Origin of the sequence: Pantoea sp. Pa-EAmG, from assembly GCF_030024295.1 — a bacterium.
In the GTDB taxonomy this organism is placed as follows: domain Bacteria; phylum Pseudomonadota; class Gammaproteobacteria; order Enterobacterales; family Enterobacteriaceae; genus Pantoea; species Pantoea dispersa.
On the sequence record NZ_JASEWO010000299.1, the window covers coordinates 1 to 2888 of the forward strand.

General features: G+C 52.7%; 3 protein-coding genes. 2 read left to right on the plus strand and 1 reads right to left on the minus strand.

All coding sequences use genetic code 11. The features are described 5' to 3' along the window. Positions 1 to 138: 138 nt before the first annotated feature. Entirely contained in the window at positions 139 to 1473 is a 1335-nt protein-coding gene (locus QMM04_RS21910) for a PLP-dependent aminotransferase family protein (RefSeq protein WP_282997028.1), read from the minus strand. A gap of 106 nt (positions 1474 to 1579) precedes the next feature. Between QMM04_RS21910 and QMM04_RS21915 the strand changes: the two genes are divergently transcribed. Both QMM04_RS21915 and QMM04_RS21920 read left to right on the plus strand, forming a co-directional pair. Then, positions 1580 to 2470 carry a DMT family transporter gene (locus tag QMM04_RS21915; RefSeq protein ID WP_282997029.1) on the plus strand — a complete coding sequence of 297 codons (891 nt, stop codon included), beginning with the start codon at positions 1580 to 1582 and terminating at the stop codon, positions 2468 to 2470. A gap of 153 nt (positions 2471 to 2623) precedes the next feature. Then, positions 2624 to 2888 (plus strand): ASCH domain-containing protein (locus tag QMM04_RS21920; protein WP_282997030.1); only part of this gene is annotated, 265 nt, incomplete at its 3' end.

Sequence of the window (2888 nt, forward strand, 5' to 3'; positions counted from 1 at the left end):
CCGATTACGGGTTTTAATGTAACAATAGGCACCGCCGTACTACCAATAAGGTTCCTGCAATTGTTGTGCGCATCGGCTTCTGGCACGAAGCGCACATACGCACTGCGCGATCCGCTTCAAGCGAGGAGCGTAAAGCGCTCAAAGATCACTCTCATACTCGATAGCCTCTTTAATTTTCGCCAGGGCCTCGCTCAACTGACTCATCGTGACTGAGCCAAGCGCCAGACGAATAGCATGCGGCACACAGTTTGAAGTGCTGAAAGGCTCTGCTGTGGAAACAGAGATATTTTGTTGCATCAATCGATGTACAAGCCTGTCAGCCCTCACTTCCTGAGGCAGTGATAACCAGATAAAGTAAGCGTTGGCATGGCTTACCCATTCACTGTTCACAAGTATTTTGCGCGCCAGCGCCTGCCGCTGACGCGCGTCCCGTCTTTTCAGCGCCTCAAAGCGTTTAAGTGTGCCATCTTTAATCCAGTCGCAGACAATCGAAACCATGAGGGAGGGAGTATTCCAGGTCGTTGCCCTGATGGCTCGCTCCAGGGCGATTCGCATTTCAGCGGGACACACCACAGCACCGACGCGCAGGCCAGTGGCAACGCTTTTAGCAAAACCGGTAACATAAACGGTTCTTTCGGGCGCATAAGTGGCAAGCGGCGGCGGTGGACGACGGACAAGAAATGCATAGGCCGCGTCTTCGATGATAAGCAGATCGAACGTTCTGGCAATCCGGGCCAGCTCCCTGCGCTGGGCATCATTCATAACCCAGCCAAGCGGGTTATGCAGTGTTGGCATGGTATATACCGCGCGCAGGCGCCGGCGTTGGCAGATTTGCCTGAATGCCGTCAGGTCCGGTCCACTGGCATCAGTGGGTATCGCCACCAGTTCCAGATGATAGAGGCTGGCCAGGGCTTTGAAGCCAGGATAGGTCAGAGCATCTACAGCCACCACATCCCCGGGTTTCAGCAGCCCCATAACAGCAACGCTAAGACCGTGCTGCGCGCCATTTACAATCAAAACCTCATCAGCAGACGCGGTCATGCCGGAGGCATTGAGCCATAACGCGATTGTCTCCCTGTCGCTTTGCCTGCCAGCGTGCGGCTGGTAACGCAACAGTGAAGCCAGATCGCCAGATGTGGCCAGCTGTCGCATTGCCTGGCGTAACCGTTCCGCCTGGTCCGGTAGCGTAGGATAGTTGAAGTTCAGATCGAGCACGTCAGACGCCACTGCGTACTGATCCAAACCCAGCCCGGCGGGCAGCGAAATTTCCCTGACAAATGTTCCTCTTCCGGTTTCTCCGCTCACCAGCCCCATGGCTTCCAGCTCAGCGTAAACGCGGGTAGCCGTTGCCAGTGACACGTGCTTTTCAGCCGACAGCGCTCTGTGGGTAGGCAGGCGGGCGCCCGGCAGGAGCGCGCCTGTTCGTATCGCGGAAGCGAATTCATCCACGATGACTTTGTATCGAGCTTTCATGAATTGTATCTATGACAATTATTTGATTGTCCTGAATGCTGGTACTTAGCATGGGGGCTGTCAACGTTATCTGTTAAATCATTTATCGAACTTAATGAGGTCTGTTGTGACAGTTACCAGGGTAAAAAATACACATTCTGGCCTGAAATCAGGTTGGCTGAACGGGCTGACCGGCGTGATCATCTTCAGTGGCTCTTTGCCCGCAACACGCATAGCAGTGCGGGAAATGGATCCCTTTTTTCTGACTTATTCACGCGCTTCAATTGCCTGTGTACTGGCCATTATGCTGATTCTCTTTTTAAGTCAGGCTCGTCCTCAGCGGCATCAGCTGATTTCTCTGGTTGTCGTTGCTGCAGGTGTAGTGGTTGGTTTTCCTCTTCTGACAGCCATGGCGCTGCAACACGTTACCTCGGCTCACTCTATTGTCTTCCTCGGCCTGTTGCCCATGGCGACGGCTATTTTCGGCGTTGTCAGAGGAGGCGAAAGGCCCAGGCTGGCTTTCTGGATTTTTTCTGTTGTCGGCAGTCTGCTGGTGATGGGATTTGCCCTACTCCAGAAGAGTTCTGTATCAGTAACCGGCAATCTTCTGATGCTGGCTTCCGTGGTTGTGTGTGGCCTCGGCTATGCCGAAGGTGCAAAGCTTTCGCGTGAATTGGGAGGATGGCAGGTTATCTGCTGGGCACTGATTATTTCCCTGCCGCTGATGCTTGTTGCCACCCTGGAGACCTTGCCGGAGAACATGGGCGAAATAAGCCTGCAGGCGTGGCTTTCACTGGGATATGTATCGCTGTTCAGTATGCTGATTGGTTTCATTTTCTGGTACAGGGGAATGGCTGCAGGCGGCATCGCCGCTGTGGGACAATTACAGTTGCTGCAGCCATTCTTTGGTCTCGGACTCTCAGCAACATTACTGTCTGAAACGGTAAGGCCGATGATGATTCTCATAACACTGGGCGTGATCCTGTGTGTCGTTGGCTCGCGCAGGTTTGCAGATTAGTCCTTAGCCTCCTGTCGTCTGGATTTACGTAAGTGTCCGCGTTGGGCAAAAAGTGAACCACAATATGCGACGATCAGCCTGATTCTTAATACCGGTACAGTTCATGCTATAAACGATGAAACTTTTCATTCACCGACGATTGAGGGAATTTTCATGTTTGCGGTTGAGGAAATAAAAAAGAAGTATCCTGGCGCAGATGCCTGGCAAATGGGTGACAGTGCGGAACTGGCCAGCAAGCTGGCGGAACTGGTAAAAAAAGGCATCAAAACAGCTTCCTGCGGATCGTTTACCGCTTACCAGCAGGAGGAGTCTGCTCCGAAGATTGGGAGCTATAACATTATTCTTGATGGTCAGAATACCCCGGTCTGTGTGATCAGATTGATTTCACTGCGGCTGGTGCGTTTTTGTGATGTAACAG

Excerpts from the sequence above, each read along its gene's own strand:
- QMM04_RS21910 (WP_282997028.1), bottom strand. The coding sequence starts at position 1,473 with ATGAAAGCTCGATACAAAGTCATCGTGGATGAATTCGCTTCCGCGATA.